The 18,964-nt window shown below is 39.7% G+C and carries 10 protein-coding genes and 1 tRNA gene; 4 read left to right on the forward strand and 7 right to left on the reverse strand.

The window, feature by feature from the left end; translation table 11 throughout:
• Positions 1–27 precede the first annotated feature (27 nt).
• Positions 28–2,523 (reverse strand): sugar-binding domain-containing protein, encoded by a 2,496-nt coding sequence (locus QZL88_RS08380; RefSeq protein WP_296940041.1) that lies wholly within the window; start codon positions 2,521–2,523, stop codon positions 28–30.
• A 703-nt stretch (positions 2,524–3,226) separates the two neighbouring features.
• Positions 3,227–7,282: a two-component regulator propeller domain-containing protein gene (locus tag QZL88_RS08385; protein WP_296940043.1), complete on the reverse strand. Its 4,056-nt coding sequence runs from the start codon at positions 7,280–7,282 to the stop codon at positions 3,227–3,229.
• Between the two features lie 338 nt (positions 7,283–7,620).
• Here QZL88_RS08385 and QZL88_RS08390 point away from each other — a divergent pair, with 338 nt between their 5' ends.
• From QZL88_RS08390 to QZL88_RS08405, 4 genes are all read left to right on the forward strand, one after another.
• Positions 7,621–9,087 carry a hypothetical protein gene (locus tag QZL88_RS08390; RefSeq protein ID WP_296940044.1) on the forward strand — a complete coding sequence of 489 codons (1,467 nt, stop codon included), beginning with the start codon at positions 7,621–7,623 and terminating at the stop codon, positions 9,085–9,087.
• A gap of 35 nt (positions 9,088–9,122) precedes the next feature.
• On the forward strand, positions 9,123–12,161 hold the full coding sequence (locus QZL88_RS08395; protein ID WP_296940046.1) for a TonB-dependent receptor: 3,039 nt from the start codon (positions 9,123–9,125) through the stop codon (positions 12,159–12,161).
• Between the two features lie 13 nt (positions 12,162–12,174).
• Entirely contained in the window at positions 12,175–13,752 is a 1,578-nt protein-coding gene (locus QZL88_RS08400) for a RagB/SusD family nutrient uptake outer membrane protein (protein WP_296940047.1), read from the forward strand.
• A 95-nt stretch (positions 13,753–13,847) separates the two neighbouring features.
• A complete protein-coding gene (locus QZL88_RS08405; RefSeq protein ID WP_296940048.1) occupies positions 13,848–15,461 on the forward strand; it encodes a glycoside hydrolase in 1,614 nt (537 codons plus the stop codon).
• 115 nt (positions 15,462–15,576) lie between these two features.
• Here the strand turns inward: QZL88_RS08405 and QZL88_RS08410 are convergent, their stop codons facing one another.
• The 5 genes from QZL88_RS08410 to QZL88_RS08430 form a co-directional block, all read right to left on the reverse strand.
• Complete coding sequence (locus tag QZL88_RS08410; protein ID WP_296940051.1) at positions 15,577–15,882, reverse strand: hypothetical protein; 306 nt, start codon at positions 15,880–15,882, stop codon at positions 15,577–15,579.
• A 330-nt stretch (positions 15,883–16,212) separates the two neighbouring features.
• Positions 16,213–16,286, reverse strand: a tRNA-Ile gene (locus tag QZL88_RS08415).
• Positions 16,287–16,401: 115 nt separating this feature from the next.
• Positions 16,402–17,109 (reverse strand): CDP-alcohol phosphatidyltransferase family protein, encoded by a 708-nt coding sequence (locus QZL88_RS08420; protein WP_296940053.1) that lies wholly within the window; start codon positions 17,107–17,109, stop codon positions 16,402–16,404.
• 4 nt (positions 17,110–17,113) lie between these two features.
• Positions 17,114–17,776, reverse strand: a complete 663-nt coding sequence (locus QZL88_RS08425; protein ID WP_296940054.1) for a phosphatidylserine decarboxylase family protein — start codon at positions 17,774–17,776, stop codon at positions 17,114–17,116.
• Positions 17,777–17,929: 153 nt separating this feature from the next.
• Positions 17,930–18,868, reverse strand: coding sequence for a ribose-phosphate pyrophosphokinase (locus tag QZL88_RS08430; RefSeq protein ID WP_296940055.1), 939 nt, complete (start codon positions 18,866–18,868; stop codon positions 17,930–17,932).
• Positions 18,869–18,964 lie beyond the last annotated feature (96 nt).

The raw sequence follows: 18,964 nt of genomic DNA on the forward strand, positions 1-18,964 counted from the left end.
TTATAAAGAGATTGATTATATATTGTCCTATTTGACCTGAATTGTCTCTTCCGCTGACTTCAGCCAAGGAGATGTGAACTGGACTTTAACCTCACCCTGCTCGCCTGTAGCCTGTATGTAAGCCAGAATATGACCATGAAACACACGATGCTTATTATCTGTATAGTCACTCATATCTTCATTATTACTAGCTTCCAATCCTAATAGCTTTGCAGGGCCGCTTATTCTGCAAGTGATTTCATTATCAGATAGCATTACCGGCACACCATTCTCGTCCACTACTTGCACTATTACCTGAATAAGGCCTTTGTCTTTGCAAACCTCTTTTTCTGATTGCACAATGGTCAAAGCATGAGGCTGCGTAGAAGATTGTATCGCATAACGGGCTGTTTCATTCCCATTCTTATCCATTCCTATCACTTCCAGCTTACCTGCCTGATAAGGGATATCCCAGTAGATAATACCTGTATTATCGTCATAATCCTTTGTCTGGCCAACCTCTTTTCCATTCAGTTCCAGTCTCGCTTTCGCTGCATTGGTATAGCTTACTACACGGATAGACTGTCCTTCCTGGTAATTCCAGATAGGCCATGCATCCATCGATGGGGTTTTCTCTTCATAATTACCTTCATTTTCTGCATCCAACTGAGACCATACGTCTTTCATCTGGCTTTTGCTTCCTTTTCCCGGTGTAGGGTAAGTTCCCAGATAAGCCATCGGTTTATCAGACCAAAGTGATTGACGGAAATATCCCCTGGGTTTAATAAAGCCTCCGAAATCAAGCAGGCCCGAGTAAAAGCCTCTTGACGGCCAGCGCCCCGACTCTCCCAGATAGTCTATACCTGTCCACAGGAATTGTCCGAAAATATATTCATTATCTCTTGCCGCTTTCCATGCGCTTAGTTCATGGCGGTTTTCACTACCATAAATTACGCGCTCAGGGTATGTCTGATGATCTTTGGCATACATACCTTCTGTATAGTTGTAACCTGCGATATCCAATGCTCCGGGGTATGCAGTCTGATTAGACATAGCTACTCCCGCCAGTCCGGCTGTTGTAGGGCGTGATGTATCGTACTTCTTAACTACTGCTACCAACCGTTTAGCTATATCTCCCAAACGCATGGCATCAGGAGCATCTTTCTTATATCCTCCAAACATAGCCTGAGTAAAGCCTGTTGCAGCGCCACCATCCAATACCGGGTGAGAATAAGGATCGTTCGGATAATCTACTTCATTGCCGATACTCCATGCAAATACGGATACATGATTGCGGTCGCGGCGGACAACATCTGCTAAGTCTTTTTCTCCCCACTCTTCAAAATAATCGAAATTACCTTGAAATCCGGGAGTTCCCACATTCCAGCCTTCGAGCCATTTGCGTTTAGGAAATTCCCATTCGTCATAGGCTTCGTTGAGTACCAATAGTCCCAATTCATCGCACAGGCTATATAAATCGGGAGCCTGAGGATTGTGGCTGGTACGGATAGCATTCACTCCTATTTCTTTCAGTGTAAACAATCTGCGTTTCCACACATCTTTTGGTACAGCCGAGCCTAATACACCCGCATCATGGTGGATACATACACCTTTTACCTTCATCCATTCACCATTCAGGGCAAATCCTTTATTCGGATCGAATGTATAGTTGCGGATACCTGTAGTAGTAGTGGTTTGGTCTATAACTTTACCGTCTTTGAGCACCGTTGTTTTTAATTGGTACAGATTCGGATTATTCAAATCCCATAACTGAGGATTGTTTACTTTCAGTTCTGCTGACACCTTATTGTTTCCGGCTGCCATTTGCAGCTTCTTCGAAGCTTTTGCAACAACCTTACCATCTGCCGATAATAACTCGTTTGTGATAGTCAGATTTGCATCTTTTACTATAGAATTGTCCATTTCCACAGACACAGACACAACGGCTTGTTTCTTAGTCACTGATTTAGGATATGCAAATACACCCCATTGGGCAATATGCAGAGGATTGGCATATACCATCCATACATTACGATAGATACCCGAACCTGTGTACCAGCGTGAGTCTGCCGACTGACTATGGTCTGCGCGAACAGCGATTACATTATCTTCCCCGTATTTAATGTAGGGAGTGGCATCGTACATAAAAGAGACATAACCATTCGGGCGTTTGCCCAACGACTGTCCATTGATAAACACTTCACTACGATTGTACACTCCTTCGAAGTATAAGTATACTTTTTCCCCTTGTTTAGATTGGGGTACATTGATTGTCTTACGATACCAACCTATACCTCCGGGCAGGTAACCTGTGGCACTGGCAAGTGTAGGACTGAGCTGACCTTTCACACTCCAATCATGGGGTAAATCGACAGTTTTCCATCTTTTGTCATCCAGTGACGGAGTTTGGCCGTCTTTGACATCATTTAACGTAAATTTCCAGTTGGAGTTAATCTTCTCCGGCTCACCGAAACTTACCTGACCAGCTAGCGATAACGTCAGCAGGCATAGAACGGCACTCGAAAGTAATCTTGATAATTTCATGATATATTAAATTTGTTAATTTCAGCGTTAACAAAAATACAATATATGACAGAATGCAATGGGGTATAGATAGGGCAAAATAGGATAGTAAATGAGTCATATATTATAAATCCGGTTGTTTGGATAAGAAATAGACGAAAACCAAATACAGGAAACAATTAATAATGAATATTGAAAAATTAATAATTGGCTTGTCAGTTAACAGTCATCAGTCAACAGTATTCTCACGCAAAGACGCTAAGTCGCAAAGTTCAATTTATAATTCATTGTAATATTTATATTTATTAACTACATTCTGTTAAAACCTGACACATCTGACAGAAAATTCAGTTAACAGTCATCAGTCAACAGTGCTGGATTCTGTCATGCTGAACGGAGTGAAGCATCCCGTTTATAAAAAACTCCGTGTTACTCCTTCTACTCCGTGGTTAAAAATAAAAAGTAACAAAGGTAACAGGAAAATCAGTTAACAGTCATCAGTTAACAACTTGTTTCTTGTCTACCCGTAACTTGTAACTGCCCGAAGGGCGCAGTAACTCGTAACTCTTAAAAAACATTACACTATTTCATCCATTTGCTAATATGCTAATTTACAAATCTGCTAATTCATTTTTTCAAAGAGCTACAAGCTATCAGCTAAAGGCTAACAGCTACATACATAGATAAACTTTCCGTGAAAAGATAAAATATTATTTACTCCCGATTACTTTTTGTTCATTATCTGTTTTATATATTCGGAGGGTACTAAGCCAAATTCTTCTTTGAAGCATTGGCGGAAATAAGTAACACTATTCATTCCTACCATATAGGATATTTCGGAGATAGTATATTTCCCTGTGAGAAGAAGTTGTTCTGCATTTCGTATTCTTACTTTTCTTATAAATTCATTAGCAGACATACCCGTAAGAGCTTTTACCTTTCGGTATAGTGTGGAATGGCTCATGTTCATTTTGTCCGCTATAAATGCAACATCTACATTGTCCGAATCCAGATTCTGTTCAATAATGGACGTTACTTTTTCTATAAACTCATTATCTATTTTGCTTATAGAGTCTATTATGATGGCATTTTTGTTTGCAGTATTATTATTTATCAATTCTGCCACCTTCCGCCGGGCTTCGAGCAAATTGGTTACACGGCTATGCAGCAAGCTGGCACTGAACGGTTTTGTTATATACGACTCTACTCCAATATTATACCCTTCCGTCCGATCCTGAATAGAATCCTTAGCAGTAAGCAGGATGATTGGTATATGACTTGTACGCACATCTTCCTTTAATATTCTGCTTAGTTCGAAACCATCCATTTCGGGCATCATAATATCGCTGATAATAATATCCGGAATATGAGTATATGCCTCTTTTAAGCCTTTTTTCCCATTTGATGCAGTATATACTTTATATTGCTCTGATAAGGAGTTATGGATATAATCCCTGATATCGTCATTGTCTTCGATAACCAGAATCACCTGCTTGGTATCTGTCGGCTCTGATTTTACAATCTCTCCGTTTTCTTCTATGACATCTTTAGCCGTTTTGTCCATATGTAAAGCATCCGGATAAGTATTATCCGTTACGATCCTGAAACGGAAAGACGTCCCTTCACCGGGTTTGCTTTCGACAGATATTTCTCCCTGATGTATGGACGCAAGATTATGCACAAGAGCCAAACCGATACCTGTACCCGATACTTGCTGTTCCCTTTCGGCCTGATAATACCTGTCAAATATTTTAGAGATTGATTCCGGAGGAATACCCCTGCCTGTGTCTCTGACCTCTATTTCGGTATAGTTTACACCACTATTCTCTACGGATCTCAATATAAGGGAGATGCTACCTTTTTGAGTATACTTGAATGCGTTGGACAACAGGTTCTCAAGGATAGTCGTTATCACATCTGAATCAAAGAAAACATCCACATTCTGCGTTTCTATACTGATATTGAAAGAGACTCGTTTGTTCGTATTCAGTTCTTTATACTTCAGTCCTACTTCATGTAACAGTTGTGAAATATCGCTTTTGTAGACACTTAGCCTTTTATTTTGGGTTTCTGTTTTTCGAAATTCCAGTATCTGGTTTATAAGGCTCAACAGCCGTGTAGCACTTCTGTATATGGCTGATATTTTGGATGAGTGCTTTTCCGGCAGGCCCGGATCACTATGCAGATCTTCCAGAGGGCCCAGTATGAGAGTCAGAGGAGTACGCAGTTCATGGGTTATATTTGTAAAAAAGCGAAGCCTTTCGTTATTTAATTCTTGTTCCTGAAGATGGTTTTTCTTTTCCAGAGTGAGAGAATTTTCCAGATCAAGTTTACGTTTGTAAAAACGAAGAATAAGAATTACTATACAAAATATCGTTATAATATACAGCGCTTTAGCCCACCATGTAAGCCACAATGGCGGATTTATATTAATTGTCAGAGAGGTAATATTTTCCGACCATTCCTGATTCTTAACCCGCGATTTGATTAACAGTCCGTATGTACCGGGAGGGATGTTGCGGAACGTTACGGAGTTTTCTCCCTGTGTATTATACCACAAATCCTCCAACCCTTTGAGCATATAAGTATAGTCTACCAGATGATTGAGAGAGTAGTCCAATACATTGAATGATATATTGAATGTATTTTGATTATAGTTTAATTCGATCTCGGATGTAACCGGTATATCCGTATCATTATCCGATATTTTCAACTGGTCGCTATATATCTTGAAACTGGTAATGGCTGTAGGAGGCAAATCTATTTGGGTAGGTACAGCTTCAGGTTTAAAATAACAAACTCCGTTTTGTGAACCGAAGAAGATCGTTCCTTTAGAATCTTTTGTTACCGAACCACTCATAAAATCACCCAGAGGAACCCCATTGTAATGATTGTAATTGTCAAATTTATTATTACTATGTATAAAACGGCTGATTCCACCATTGGTACTAATCCATATGTTACCATCCTTATCTTCGGTTATGGCGCGTATATGGCTGTTTATCAGCCCGTCCTTTTCGTCAAAAACGGTATATTCATCCATTTTATCGGGAGATTTAAAACAGACAAGCCCTTCTCCTGTTGCTACCCACATCTGCCCTTTTGTGTCTTTATATATATGATCTACAGTATTGGATGGAAAGCCCCGGTCAGTCTTCAGAGTTTTAATGACTTTCAAATTCTTGTCAAGAATAGCCAACCCTTCCCCGAAAAAGCCGATCCAGATTTGCCCTTTGTTGTCTCTCGATATGGCACGCACAAGATTATTGGACAATCCAGAGTTATCCGTAGAAAACAATTGTCCTTTTTTTGTATTTATATTGTATTTATATAGCCCGGAGGTACTACCTATCCACATATTTTTTTCGTTATCTTCATAGAAGCATCTGATATCAATGTTGCCATCTATCATAAATTCTGAAACAGCCTTACTTTGCGAATCAAATATATTCACACCTCCCCGGAAGGTGCCGAACCATAAGTTATTTTTAGAATCCCTGATCGCGGCTAATATAGCATCATCAGTTATTTTATTAGTCTTTTTGTCAAAAATATGGGTTCTTTCGCCGTTTTCGAACACATTGATTCCACCACCATCGGTACCTATCCATACACGGTCTTTCTCGTCAGTGCATATCCCCCATGCTATCGGGTTATTTAAAGAATTATTCAGGGTTTGTATAGGTGAGTATGACCATGTATCGAAAAAAGGTGAATAATGGCTGATGAAGTTTATCCCTCCTCCATATGTGGCAAACCAGGAATTGTTGAAAGAGTCCTGATAAATACATCGGATTGTCGGATTCGAGAATCCTTTGCTATCGTCCCGGTAAGTTATATTGTTGAAAGAAACATGCTGAGGGGTCAGGAACATACTTTGCTTTATATCGAGGATGCTTACCCCTCCTTTTTCTGTCCCTACCCATAATTTGCCGTCGTTGAGTTGATTAATTGTATATATGTAATTCGAGATCAGGGATGCTTTATTCTGAGGATCGTGTTTGAATACAATAAACGATTCTTTCTCCGTATTAAAAAGAGCCAGCCCATTGTTCGTCCCTATCCATACATTATCATTTTTATCTACATAGATAGTCCTTACTTCATCGCCGGGCAAACTTTCCTTATCATCCGGATCGTGCCTGAAATTTCTTATCTTTTTGTCTTTCAATGATAGTATGCTCAGTCCCGACGATACATGTCCGATATATAAAAATCCTTTATTGTCTTCATTTACAGACCAGACATTATCATTAACCATTCCCGGAACCGTAGACTGATTATAGTGTTCGAATGTCTTACTCTTTTTATTGAAATATTCGACACCTCTGTAATATGTCGACAGCCATAAGTTACCATCTTTAGAATTTGTGATATCGGTAATGTCGTTTGTTATAATTCCCGATGGATTGGCAGCGTCATGTCTATAATGTGTAAATATTTCAGTATTAGAATCAAACGCATTCAGCCCTTCCCTTTGTGTTGCGATCCAGACTATATCATCGTATTTGTCGGCATATACTTTGTTCAGTTCGTTCCCGCTTATGCTGTTACTTCCTTCAATGTTATTTTTCTTATAAACTTTACATCTATTTCCATCAAACCTATTCAATCCGGATTCGGTTGCAAACCATAAGAAACCCCGCTTATCCTGCGTAATGCTCACAATATAATTGTTTGAGACACCATGCTCTATACCCAGCGTTTTTATCGTATAGAGCTGAGCATAAGATGATAAAAATGACGAAAAAATAAGAATTAGAAGTAAATACGATCTCATACGGTTTATTAGACTTTGACTATTGATATTCAAATGTAATAATAATCTGATAATATAGATACCCTAATTGAGCATTGACCGATTTAGCATTCATTAATGATTAGTTTGCGTTCACGTCTGTAGTCGATCAATATATACATTTGCTGCGGGAATGTGGTGCTGGTACAATTAGAGCAATCACAACTGCGGTTTTAATTGTATTCTTCAAGAAATAAGCTATAGAAAGTATTTAATACAACATATTTTATTTGTAACTGACTATTGCCATTGCAGATACAAAGTAATAAATAGGTCTGAGACCTTAAATTAAAAAAAATCATAAACTAAAATCTGATTTCATGAAAACAAAAAAGTGTATTAGCTTGCTGTTGATCCTTCTATTTCTATTGAATGGATGTAGCGATGATGATGGCTATTCCGATGTAGATGGGTTACCTCCTACAATTGTTATGGGCTCTTCGAATATAAAGACAGAACCCGGTAGGGAAATTACAATCAAAGCAAAAGTAGAAGACAAAGACGGGCTTCGCTCCATCAATCTGAAAAATGCGGCATTCAATCTGGATAAGACGATAGATCTTACATTAGACAGCGTTGTATATTCTTTCGACCTGAACTATAAGTACAAGATAGTCAAAGAGCTGGAGGGAGACAATTTCCAATTGGATGTTACCGCCACCGACCGCGGCGGACGTACCACTACCGAAACTCTACTGGTTACCATGGACGGGGATTTCACAAATCCTGTATTTACCGTATCTCCGGATGCAGCCATAACTGTTCTATTGAAAACAGAAACACGATTGAATGTTAAGTTTACTGTAGAAGATGATAAAGCTTTGGATCTGGTAACAATAGACATACCTGAAATCAATTACTCGAAAGAAATCACAACTTTCACAAATTCAGGCAAGACTCTTGAGTTTAACGACCCTATAACATTACCTTCGGCTGTAGCTACATATAACCTGACATTAAAAGCCGTTGACAAAGCCGGACTCGAAACTAGCAAGACCAGTGTGATCACTGTATCGGAAATGCCGGACTTCCCTAAAATGTACCTTGCGGATGTAGCGACTGTAGCCGAGTTGAACAGTGACGTTTTTGGTGTGCCTATGCGCATAGAGCGTACTGCCGCTTATGAATATAAAGCGAATTATTATTGCCAGAAAGCAGGTACTGAGATTTTCTTCTTACCACAAAAAAGCGATTTCACTCCGATCTGTTTCGGTATCGATCCCGCCGATAACACCAAATTGACTGATGACCCCGATATTGCAGAACCTATAGTGTTAACTCAGGCGAATGTATATTATGAAATTACATTTAATGTAAAAACCGCTATTTACAAAGTCAAGACATATGCCATTGCTGATGCGATTGATCCTGTTCCTCATAAATTCGGTTCTATCAGTCTGGATACTTGGGGTGATGGTGGAAGCTGGCTTCAGGAGTTCTATTTTGGTTATATGACTTCCAATCCGAGAGAAGTAAGCCGCTTTACACAGGATGCGACCAATCCGCACCTCTATTACCTGGCAAACCCATTGTCTTTGGAAGCAGGAGAGAAAATGAATTTTGTTTTCCACAACTGGCACTCTGATGGATGGTGGAACTATTGCTCATGGCGAGTAGACAATTCGGACGAACCGGAAATATTCAATTATTATGGCGACTATAAGAACCCCGCTTGGACCAAACCTAACGGTGCTGATAATTGGGCGAAACCGACAGTAAAACAAACAGGGTCTTATAAATTATACTTTGATGCTCATCTGGGAAGGGCTAAACTTGTCCGTGAGTAAACATAAACAGAAGTAAAAAATATAAATAAATACTTATGAAAAAATATCTGATAATTCTATTACTAACCTTGCCTCTGTGTCTTATGGCACAGACCAAAGTTACACTTACTGGAAAAGTTACGGCTGCCGACAATGAGCCTCTTATTGGCGTCACTGTAATGGAAAAAGGCACAACCAATGGAACAATGACAGACATAGATGGTAATTATACGTTGTTGAATGTTCCGGAAAATGCTACGATTGTATACTCCATGATCGGCCTTATAACCAAGGAAGTGAAGATGGACAAAGGCGGGGTTATAAATGTTGTGATGGAAGATAATACAAAGATGCTCGACGATGTAGTGGTTATCGGTTATGGCGTGGTGAAAAAGAGTGACCTGACCAGTTCCATAACTACCGTAAAAGGAGAAGCATTAAAGAACATGACATCCGGAAATGCCCTATATTCCATGCAGGGCAAAGCCAATGGTGTACAGATCACCGGTTCGGGTGGCCCGGGAGATAATCCGCGCGTGATAATCCGTGGTGTGACCACAATAAACGGTTCCGATCCGCTGTATGTAGTGGACGGAGTACCTATGGCAGACGGAACAAACATAAACTTCCTAAATCAGAATGACATAGAAAGCATCGAAGTACTGAAGGACGCATCTGCTGCTGCAATCTATGGTACAAGAGGTTCTAATGGGGTAATTTTGGTTACTACTAAGAAAGGATCGGAAGGAAAAGTAAAATTTCAGGTGAACGCATCTCTAGGAATGCAAACCCTGAGCAAACCCGATATGGCAAATGCCGCTACTTACGAGAAGGTATTTAAAGAACGTTACGAAAACGACAAAGCTAAAGGCGGAGGTAATGCACCCTGGGATGTTGCCGGTATCGGTTCATTCTCTGATACGGATTGGTGGGACCAGACTGTTAACGATGTAGCATATACTCAATCATACAACTTTAGCTTTCAGGGAGGAACAGATAAATTTGTTTACAGTGGTAGCTTTGGATACTTCCGTCAGAATTCTCAATTCGATGTTGGTTACTGGGAACGTATTACAGGTAGATTCAATACCGAGTATAAATTCAATAGCATTGTAAAAGCCGGAGTAGATTTTGCTCCTCGTTACGAAAACTGGGATGACACCCCTAACCTGTTCGATGCCATTATGCGCATGGACCCTACAACACCTGTATATAGAGCCAGAGAAGACTGGGGTGCAAACGAATACAATAACTATGCACGTTCTTACCACAATCAGGTTTGGAATCCGGCAGGAAGCATTGCCCGTCAAAATAAACACAGCAATGAATACGGACTAATGATGAACCCATATCTGAGCATCGAACCTATAAAAGGGTTGGTAGCCCGCACACAGTTCAGTGTAAATGCACGCTTCAGAATGACCGACAATTATACTCCTAAATTTTACATTGATAATCTTGAACAAAGCGAACAGAGTAAAATTGAACGGAATTCAAATCATTGGGTAGATTGGACGTGGACCAATACATTAAATTACATGCGTACATTCAATGAAAAGCATAATCTGAACCTTATGGGAGGTTTCACTATGGAGAAGTTTGCGCAATACTGGTTGACCGGATCAAGAGAAGCTTTACCTAGCAATCACCAAGATCTTCAATATGTAAGTGCTGGAACATTAAATCCTCAAGCATCCGGAACCGATGTATATACCTCCTTTCTATCTTATTTAGGACGTGTAATGTATAACTACGATAACCGCTACTATCTCACGGCTTCGATTCGGTCCGACGGTTCTTCCTTATTTCCGGAAGGAAGTAAGTATGCTACATTCCCTGCCGCATCTGTTGCATGGAGAGTTTCGGAAGAAGGATTTATGAAAAACCAGAATATAGTGTCAAATCTGAAAATCCGCGCAGGATGGGGACAAGTGGGAAATACCAAAATAGATCCAAATTCTTACCTGAACCTAATTGGTACATCCGACTATGTTTTCAATTCGGACCGCTATGTAGGGACTAGTATTAGTTCTGTAGGTAATACAACTTTGAAGTGGGAAAAAGTAGAAGACTACAACTTGGGAATAGACGCAGGCTTTTTAGATAACCGTCTGGATATTACAGCTGATATTTTCCTCAAAAAATCCAAAGATATGTTGATTAAACAACAAAATCTGATGGTTACAGGTTTTCCTATGTGGAATGCAGAAATGTGGTCTAATATTGGTAGTATGGAAGCCAAGGGTTGGGAATTATCGGTGAATTGGAAAGACCAGATGAGAGACTTTAATTATGAAGTTGGAGTAAACCTTTCCAGTGTAAAAAATATCGCAAAAGGTTTCGGTCTTACTACAGAATACTTAAGGGGAGGATTCTTTAATGAGTACATTATAAAGAACGAAGTTGGAGGCGAGATCAGCCGCTTCTACGGCTATGTAGCAGATGGCATTTTCCAAAATTGGACAGAGATCAATAGCCATACCAGCAACACAGGAGAATTGCTTCAGCCGGATGCTGTTCCGGGAGACATCCGCTTCAAAGATTTGAATAACGACGGAGTATTCGACGAAAAAGATAAAACATATATAGGTAGCGCTTTCCCTGATCTGATGGTTGGTTTGAATATCCGTTTGGGATATAAAAACTTTGATCTGGTATCTAATTTCTACGGTACTATCGGGAACGATATATACAATAGTGCCAAGGGTGGTTTTTATGCCGGAACAGAAGGGCAGAATGTATTTGCAGACGCATACGATAAGGCATGGAGAGGTGAAGGTACAAGCAACTATTACCCACGTCTTTCCTATACTGACGCTAACCTGAATTACCGCAGGGTTTCTTCATTCTTCGTTGAAGATGGATCATATTTCCGTTGCAAATTATTGCAGATAGGTTATACCCTGCCAACAAAAATGACCAAAGGATTAGGTATACGCCTTTCTGCATCGGCTCAAAACCTGTTTACCATTACCAGCTACTCAGGAATGGACCCTGAGCGTGCGGCTTTGGGAAGCGCATTGGAAGCCGGTATTGACAATCTGGGTTATCCTAACCCTCGCACATTCCTATTCGGTCTTAATATTAACTTTTAATCAGTAGCAAACAATGAAAAATATATTAAAAATATTTATTGGCGGGGCTCTAATGCTTTCATTGGGAAGTTGTTCTGACTTTCTCGACAGGCCTGTATTAGGACAGGAAAATCTCGACACTTACTTCCAAACGGAAGAGGAATGTTTGAAACAGGTAGCAGGATGTTACCAAGCCATATTTTTCGACGACTGGTGGCAGGTTCAGGCTCCTTATGTAGGATTCGATATGTGTACCGACGACCTTTGGTTGGGTAATACAACCCAGTCGCAGAGTGACTGGCTTAGAATGGGTCATTACGGAAACCCTAAATTTGACGGGCCTATATCAAATTTCTGGCAATATCGCTACAAAGGTATATTAAGATGTAATATTGTAATAAACAGGGTTGCAGATGCTCCGATTAAAAATGAGACTCTCCGCACAAGAATGATAGCTGAAGCTAAATTTCTTCGCGCATTCTTCTATTTCGATTTAGTAAAGAATTATGGAGGAGTACCTGTTGTGCTGGATATGCTGATGCCTGAAGAGGTACACGGAATCCAGCGTAAAAGCATTGATGAAACATATGCTCAGATAGAGCAGGACCTGAAAGATGCTATCGCCGGACTGCCTAAGAGAAGCGAGTATAGCTCATCAGACCTTGGCAGGGCTACAAAAGGTGCTGCTATGGGATATCTGGGTAAAGCTTATCTATATCAGGGCAAATATAGCGAAGCCGAAACCCTGTTGGGAGAATTGATAGATACACAGGAATATGATTTATGCACCAACTTTAAGGATGTATGGTCTATAGATCATAACAATAGCGTAGAATCACTTTTCGAAGTACAATTCAATTCCGATATCAGCTACAACCTAGGAGGCAGGCTGCCTGTGTTTACCGGTTCTCGTGACGATTCGGGATGGTCTTGGGGATTACCGACCAGTAATCTGGAAAAAGCATTCTTAGATGCGGGAGATACAGAACGTCTTCGCTGGACTATTGTAAAGAATGGGGATGATGTTGCCGGAGACGATTCGGATGAAGGCAAAGATTATCTGATAACTCCATCTAAGCACAAATCGGCACGTATTAATAGAAAATATTATATCCCTCATGCTCAGCGCATTACCCCATACGACTCAAATCATAACAATCTGAATCACAGATTGCTTCGTTTTGCAGATGTATTATTGATGTATGCTGAAGCAGCAAACGAAGAAGGACATGATGAAAACGCCCGTAAAGCACTGAAAAGAGTTCGCGACCGTGTAGAATTGCCCGAGGTAACATCGTCGGGAACTGCCCTTAGAGATGCGATAAGACTGGAAAGACGTCTGGAATTAGCCCTTGAAAATCATCGTTTATACGATCTTCGCCGCTGGACAGACGACAATGGCAAAAAGGCTATTTGCAATGTATTCGGTCAAAACGGAACCTTTGTCAGATATAACCTGTATGAATCTACAGATGAATATGAATTGTCAAACCAGACCGAAAATAGCAACAAAGGAATAACATTCCAGGAAAACAGGGATTTATTATTCCCTATTCCTAATACGGAAGTTCTTTTGTCGGAAGGAAGTATTGCACAAAACCCTAATTTCTGATTTATATATCAGATAAAAATAGTGTGCTCTTTATTCTTTATAATTTCAAATAAAGAGCACACTATTACATATTTAATTTATTAATTAATGACATCATGAAGATTATAAAGCTGTTTTTATTTATGTGCCTGTTTCTATCATGCATTTCATGTAATGATGATCCCACCCCAACCATTGCGCCGGATACCGGAGCAGGTGAAGAAACAGAAGAAGGCAATGAAAATGTCTCCATATCGCTCAGTACAACATATCAGACCATCGAAAGTTTCGCGGCCTCCGATTGCTGGGCGCCTAACTATATCGGTACTTATTGGACTGAAACCGAGAAAGAGGATATTGCTAAATTATTATTCTCTAATAATATTACAGGCGGCAAGCCGGATGGTATCGGACTGTCCGGATGGCGTTTCAATCTGGGAGGAGGTACTGCACAACAGGGCGCAGCCAGTGGAATAGAAGAAGTTACCAGACGGGCAGAATCTTTCATGAACCCGACTGATGGAACGTTAGACTGGACAAAGCAAGCCGGACAACAATACTTCCTCGAAAAAGCAAAGAGTTATGGTTGCGAACAGTTTGTAATGTTCAGCAATACTCCTCCGGTATATCTTACCCGTAATGGAAAAGGATTTTCTGCATCCGGAGCATATTCAAATCTGAAAGACGATGCTTATGACGACTTTGCCAATTATATTGCTTCTGCAATAGATTATTTCAAGACTAATAAGGGAATCGACTTTGATTATATAAGTCCGGTAAACGAACCTCAATACAACTGGGAAAGCGGACAGGAAGGTTCAGGCTGGCAAAACAGTGAAATTAAGAAACTTTCTGTAGAACTTGACAATGCCATAGAGAACAAAGGGCTTAATACAAAGATATTATTGGCAGAAGCCGCCGCTTGGAATTATTTGTATGAAACCGATGGTGATAACGGAAGAAAAAATGTGATATATAATTTGTTCGACAATGCATCTTCCAGTTATGTCGGAGACTTGAAGCATGTAGCACCGATAGTTGCCGGTCATAGTTATTGGACCGATGGAAATTGGGACAACCTGGTAGATGTAAGAACTACGGTTGGAACAAAAGCCGCCGCTGCCGGACTGAAAGTTTATCAGACTGAATGGAGCATGCTTGGCGACGGATACAGCAGCAGTGAGTTTGTTGGATTCGACAATGCTTCATATATGGATATAGCCCTGTATATGTCGAAGGTTATCCATTGCGACCTTGTATATGCCAATGTTTCCTCATGGTCTTACTGGACAAGTATCGATCTGGAACGCTGGAGCCATAAGAACAGATTTTTATTGATAAAAGTGACCCCTGCCGGAGGCGATTATGGCGATATTACCCAAAGCGGAACTCATGCCGCAACCAAAACATTATGGGTGCTTGGTAACTATAGCTTGTTTATACGTCCTGACTATAAACGTGTAGAACTTGAGATGAAGAACACATCAAAAGAACTATTCGGAAGTGCATATGTTTCGCCAGATGGAAAGAAAGTGGTGGCAGTGTACACTAATTTATCTGCAAACCGGTATGACGTGAGAGCCAAGCTGGCAAATGCGGAAATAGAATCGATAAAAACATATACTACCAGCCAGACTCAGGATTTGGAAGAAGAAAGTGTAAAAGACACAGGTAATTCTATTTTTGTAACACCGAACTCTGTTCTAACAGTAGTTTATAACTTAAAGTAAATAATAAATAATATAATAAATCTGACTTCATTGGGAAGATGAAATTCTAATATAGAATCATCCCCAATGAAGTCAGATTGTTAAAAAAACAGACTTTCCCTTTCGTTTGATAGAATTATATATTAAAAACGAATTTTCGGATAAACTCGTCTCCTTCCCATTCTTCTTTACATTTTACATGTATATCTAATATCTGCAACAGACGTTTTAGCTCATTGCCCATAGAATCGATATAAACCAAGCTTATCTCCTTTATTTTCATCAACTTTGAAAAACTACGACTGTCACCGCTTTTCAGTTTTATACTTTCATAACCCGATACTTTATCATTCTCAAGCCGGAATACATTTACTTGCATATCTTCTTTTATCTCCTTCCCGGGTGTTCCTTGATCTGTTATTATTGCAATGGTCTTAATCATATCCTGTGTAAATTATTAAATCGTGCTTATTATTACAGACGTTTTAGCGGCCGATAATATTTTAAAGCTGCTGCTTTTTTAATAATCTTTTCTTTTAGCAAGCTCTATTTCTAAATGAATCTAATAAAAGTATAACAATTATTATGGGGATTTTTAAGTACAACGGAGGGATTTAGGAAGGCGATTAAGCGGGAGTAATGAATCGTTTAATAGAGTCAGGAAAGGGTTTACAGTGAGGTTTACATTTCTCTCTCAAAACCTAGTAAATTCATCAAAATTCAGGCAATAAAAAAAGACCTACATTTTACTGCAAGTCTTTCATTTTCTGTGTGGTCCCACCTGGGCTTGAACCAGGGACCCCCTGATTATGAGTCAGATGCTCTAACCAACTGAGCTATAGGACCTGATTTTCGGCGGTTATCCCGAAATCGGTTGCAATATTACTGCTTTTTGCTGAAAACAGCAAACTTTTGAACAAAAAATACGATAAAAAATATATCTAAAATAAATACCACAGCCTCATTCCGCTTGTTTCCGGCTGTTAATGATTGACATAGCTATATATAGCAATATCCCTCCGGCAATCCCCAATATTCCAATATAAGCGACCAAAGCGATCATAAACACGATCAGAAAGTACCGATATTCGTTTCCTTTAAACTTTATGCTCTTTACTTTCAGAGAAAACATAGGGATCTCGGAGACCATCAGTGATGAGAAAACCAATATAGCTGCCAAAACGGTATACATTAACAAAGGTGTGATCATTGGCGCATCGTGTGTGAGTCCATAACAGAAACTTACCCAGAACATGGCATTCGCAGGTGTATTCAGACCTATAAAAGAGTCTGACTGGCGTTTGTCTATATTAAACTTTGCTAACCTCAACCCGGAAAAAACAGCCAGTAAAAAAGCCATATATGGCAGATATTCTATAATAACCGAATTTTGAGAAATACGAATAGTATTCTCCGATAAGAAGTGGAATACAGCCATGCTTGGCGCCACACCGAAGCTAACCATATCGGCCAGTGAATCCAACTCCTTTCCCATAGGAGAGTATGCTTTCAGTAAGCGGGCCGAGAAACCGTCACAGAAGTCAAAGAAAGCAGCTATTATAACCCATACAACAACCCATGTGTATTCTCCCTGAAAAGCCATCACTGTGGCGATACAACCGGAAAATAAATTAAAGGAAGTAAATACATTCGGGATATGTCTTTTCATTTTATTATTTGAATTTAGCGATAACAGTTTGGTTTCCTGTCACCTTCTGGTCCATTTCTACTAATATTTCGGTCCCTAAAGGAAGATATACATCCACCCGGGAACCTAATTTAATGAAACCTAGATGCTCATCAATATGGGCAGTTTCTCCTACCTGTGCATATGTTACAATACGACGGGCCATAGCTCCTGCAACCTGGCGCAAAAGTATCTGATAACGGCCGTCCTCGGTTTCCATAACAACGGTCGAACGTTCATTCTCCGTACTCGATTTTGGCAAATAAGCAGCCATAAAACGGCCGTCATGGTGTTTAGACATCAGTACTTTCCCATTTATCGGATACCAATTCGCATGAACATTGAACGGTGACATGAAAATGGAAACAATTATTCGCTTATCTTTAAAATACTCACTTTCGTATACTTCTTCTATAGCTACAATCTTTCCATCTGCCGAAGCAACAATGATATCATCCGTATTTCCGGCAAACCGCCGGTATGGACTTCTATAAAAGTTTAACACAATAAGGAAGAGAACGAGAGATACCCCTCCCACAAGATAAGATAGAACGGAATGATGAAAAAAATACCACAAAGCTCCATTTAGCAGAACCAATATGATAAGGTATGTTGTTAAAACGCCGCGTCCTTCGTGATGAACTTTCATTATTGTATTTTGTAAAACAATTTTATTGTAAGTTGCAAAAGTATCTTTATTTGATGATATATACAAATTTGCTATCCGAATTTTAGGGCAAACAAAAAGAGAGATTAGCTAATCTCTCTTTCTTTTAAGATTTATTAATCAGCCTTAAAGCGATTATAACACATATAAGGAACTGATAGATTCGTTCGATAGCACACGTCGTATAGCATTAGCAAAGACGTCGGCGACCGATAAGATAACAACTTTTTCGCACTTCTTAGAATAAGGAATACTATCGGTAAATACCATTTCGGTAAGTCCGGACTGGTCTACACGCTCCGAAGCAGGGTCTGACATCACCGCATGACTGGCAATAGCGCGTACCGAGCGCGCTCCGCTGGCCATCATAATATCCGCAGCTTTGGTTATCGTTCCTGCTGTATCCACAATATCGTCCACAAGTAAGACATCCATACCTGCAACATCTCCGATAATCTGCATTTCTGATATTTCATTTGCTTTTTTGCGCAGCTTGTAACAAATAACCATAGGCATACCGAAATATTTAGCATACGAACTGGCACGCTTAGTACCGCCTACATCAGGAGTAGCAATAACAAGGTTTTCACAATCCAGTGACTTAATATAATCAACAAATATAGCTGAAGCATATAAATGGTCGACCGGAACATTGAAAAATCCCTGAATCTGATCTGCATGCAAATCCATGGTTATCAGCCGACTTATACCTGATGCAGCAAGCATATCTGCAATAAGTTTGGCTCCTATAGATACACGGGGCTTGTCTTTGCGGTCTTGTCTGGCCCACCCAAAATAAGGGATAACCGCAATAATAGAATGTGCAGAAGCTCTTTTTGCTGCATCTATCATCAATAAAAGCTCCATAAGATTATCCGAAGACGGAAATGTAGATTGTACAAGAAATACCTGACAACCTCTGATCGACTCCTCATAAGAGACAGAAAATTCGCCGTCAGCGAAGCGCTCGATGTTCATTTTACCAAGAGGACATCCTAAACTTGTACAAATTTTTTCAGCTAAATAACGGGACTTTGTTCCCGAAAAAATTTTGAAAGGTACACTACTTTCCATTGTTTCGTTAATCTTTAGATAAATATAGGTTATTGTTTTTGTAATAAGCCGTAAAATTAGCAAAAACAAATCACTCTAACGAGTAGTAACTGCTTT

It is taken from the genome of uncultured Dysgonomonas sp., assembly GCF_900079725.1.
GTDB lineage: Bacteria > Bacteroidota > Bacteroidia > Bacteroidales > Dysgonomonadaceae > Dysgonomonas.